At 51.3% G+C, this 2682-nt stretch carries 4 protein-coding genes; 1 reads left to right on the top strand and 3 read right to left on the bottom strand.

What is annotated here, in order from left to right; all coding sequences use genetic code 11:
* On the bottom strand, positions 1-591 hold a 591-nt coding region (locus tag HX803_RS32290), incomplete at its 3' end, for a putative dsRNA-binding protein (protein WP_178926100.1).
* Positions 592-1239: 648 nt separating this feature from the next.
* Positions 1240-1788 (bottom strand): dihydrofolate reductase family protein, encoded by a 549-nt coding sequence (locus tag HX803_RS32285; protein ID WP_178926099.1) that lies wholly within the window; start codon positions 1786-1788, stop codon positions 1240-1242.
* Positions 1789-1889: 101 nt separating this feature from the next.
* Here HX803_RS32285 and HX803_RS32280 point away from each other — a divergent pair, with 101 nt between their 5' ends.
* Entirely contained in the window at positions 1890-2348 is a 459-nt protein-coding gene (locus tag HX803_RS32280) for an HIT family protein (RefSeq protein ID WP_178926101.1), read from the top strand.
* Positions 2349-2474: 126 nt separating this feature from the next.
* Here the strand turns inward: HX803_RS32280 and HX803_RS32275 are convergent.
* Positions 2475-2682: Na+/H+ antiporter subunit G (locus tag HX803_RS32275; RefSeq protein WP_178926098.1), on the bottom strand; the 208-nt coding region annotated here is incomplete at its 5' end.

The following is a 2682-nucleotide window of genomic DNA, read 5'->3' as shown; positions in this document are numbered from 1 at the left end:
ATTTAATTCTATTTCGGCGGTAAAGACTTTAGAGTGAGCAGGGCCGGTTGAGTTTACTAGCTTATAAGTTGGTAGTGAGTTATATTGCTTTTGAGAGAGCTCTTGCAGAAGTGTTTTGTTGTCTTTGTCTGATGATAGAGTTATTTGATTTGCATTTGTAAGTGGCTCTATTAAGCTTGAGACTGTTTTAGAATATCCAGTTTCTTGAGCTGTAACGCCTATAAGTTGATGTGTAATCGCGTAGTAGCTCTCCAGTCGGTTCCGCTCTTCAGTAGTAACTCCAGATCCAAATTTTGCAATTTTGCTTTGTTTTATTTTTTCAGAAATTTGATTTATTAATATGCGGCTTACTTTCTGAAGCAGTGTTGAGCACTCGGACGAGGTTTTTTTGGAAGGTAGATTTAAAGTCAAGCGTGCGGCGTAAAGAGATATTACGGCTTTTCCAAACGATTCCCACATGTCAAGTATCGCGCTGTCAGAGTTGTAATCCGATAGATAAACAATGGAGTCGCTTCTAGCTGATTTGTGGTGGAGTGCGGCGACATGAGAAGGCTTCGAAATAGTTAGTCGCTGTGTAAGCTTTGAGTTCATAAGTGCTCGTCCGTGTTCTTATCGTGCTCATGAGTGGTTTTGTATTTTTTGTTTTCAATGATGATCTATCTGTTGTGATGGCGCAATAGTGTCAAACGTTGATGCGATCTGCATACCATAAAAATATCATTAAGTACACTATGCTGGCGCGAGTCATATTTTTCGTTCTGCAGGGACGATTTTGGATTTTCAATACTCAAAAAAATGACTATGTGTATTAGTTCGATAAAGGTGCTTTTTGATTGCTGGATTTGCGCTGATAGTCTTTGATACCTACACATAACTTTTGATTCTAACAAAGCGTGCGACCAGGCACGCAGAGATTGGGCGAGGTGTCGAGTGGTGGAGCAAAGCCTTTTGGTTATTTTTGGCTGGGGCGGCATTCCGGCTCTTTGCATAACTGACCCGCTTTAAGGGCGGAAACACTAGTAGTGATCGTTACCGCATAAACGGATATGTAACTCAGTATGTCCTAGCATCCAAGTCGGCACGGAGGCCGCCACGGGAGCAAGCTCCCTCGCCACAGGTTGCGCGCGACCAGATACCTATGTCGGCAGACGAATGCCGGCGAAAGTGGTCGGGCAGCCGCATTATCAATGCCCGGAAGGCCGCCATCGCCGACAAGCCAGCTCCTACAGGTGTGTGGTTTCAGGTCTTTGCGATGGCATAGCGGCTCTGCACAAAGCCGTTTGCCGATACGTCCGTGCCAAGATGGCGAAGCGCGTGCTCGCTGCCGATCACGCCGAACAACGCAATGCCTTGCCCCAGCAACACCGGGATTCGCGTGATGATCAACTCGTCGATCAGGCCCGCCTCAAGAAACGCCTGGATCGTCTGCCCGCCGTCGATATACAGATGCTTCATGCCACGCTCGGCCAACTGCTTGACCAGTGTGCCCACATCCGCCGCCAGCACTTCCACCTTGCCCTGTAGATGCGCGGGAATCTCCAGCACCTGGCGAGATAGCGCGATGACCGGCAAACCCTCGTAGGGCCACTCGGGAAAGGACAGGACTTTCTCCAAAGTCTTGCGACCCATGACCAAGGCATCGACGGTGGCGATGAAGTGTTCATACGTCACGCCATTCAAGGTGGCGATTTCATATTCCGGGCGGTGAAGCCACTCGATGTCACCATCAGGTCGTGCAACGAAACCGTCAACGCTGGCTGCGATAAAAACCGAACACTTGATTTCCATGTGGGATATGTCTCCTTTTTCCTATTTGCTTTGACGCGTGCCGAATCGTGGCTTTAGATAAGTCTACGATCAAATCCACGACGAAAAGGGCCGTGACTAAAATGGATTGTATTTTCTGCAGCATCGTTAAAAAAACCGCCCCAGCCCACATCCTGTGGGAAGACGACCAGCACATGGCCTTCCTCTCGATCTTCCCCAACACCCCCGGTTTCAGCGTGGTGATCCCCAAGCAGCATTACGGCAGCTACGCGTTTGCGCAGTCGGATGAAGTGCTGGCAGCGCTCGCGGTGGCGGCGAAGAAGACAGCCTTGCAGATCGACCGGGCATTTCCCGATGTAGCGCGCACGGGGCTGATCATGGAGGGGTACGGGGTGGATCATTTGCATGCGAAGTTGTTTCCCATGCATGGCACCGGGTCGGACAGTACCTTCAAACCGTTGAGTTCGAAGGTGGACAAGTTCTTCGAGGCCTATGAAGGCTATATCTCGTCCCACGACCATGTGCGGGCGGATGATGTCGAACTCGCTGAGTTAGCGGCGCGAATCCGGTCTTTCGCCTAGCGTCGATCCAAATGTGGGAGCGGGCTTGCTCGCGAAGGCGGTGCATCAGTTACACATGTACTGACTGACACACCGCCTCCGCGAGCAAGCCCGCTCCCACATTTTTTAACGAGTTTGCCTGAGAAATCAGCGCCGGCTGCTGACCTCGGCCGGCACATCATCTCCGGCCATGCGCTTGCGGAACAACGCCGTGCGCGCCAACAGCAACGTGGTCACCGGCACCGTGATCGACAACAGAATCGGGATCAACCAGCCGTGCAACACCGGCCCGGACTTGAGCACCGAAAAATAGATGATCGACGCCAACGCCACGCACCAGGCGCCCAGCGTCGAG

It is taken from the genome of Pseudomonas sp. P7548, from assembly GCF_013386585.1.
Classification (GTDB): Bacteria; Pseudomonadota; Gammaproteobacteria; order Pseudomonadales; family Pseudomonadaceae; genus Aquipseudomonas.
Note: the sequence above shows the minus strand (reverse complement) of the source record. Positions and strands in the feature narration are given on the sequence as shown.

Bases quoted from the DNA above. Each gene is read 5' to 3' on its own strand.
- HX803_RS32285 (WP_178926099.1), bottom strand. From the start codon at position 1,788: ATGGAAATCAAGTGTTCGGTTTTTATCGCAGCCAGCGTTGACGGTTTC.
- HX803_RS32280 (WP_178926101.1), top strand. From the start codon at position 1,890: ATGGATTGTATTTTCTGCAGCATCGTTAAAAAAACCGCCCCAGCCCAC.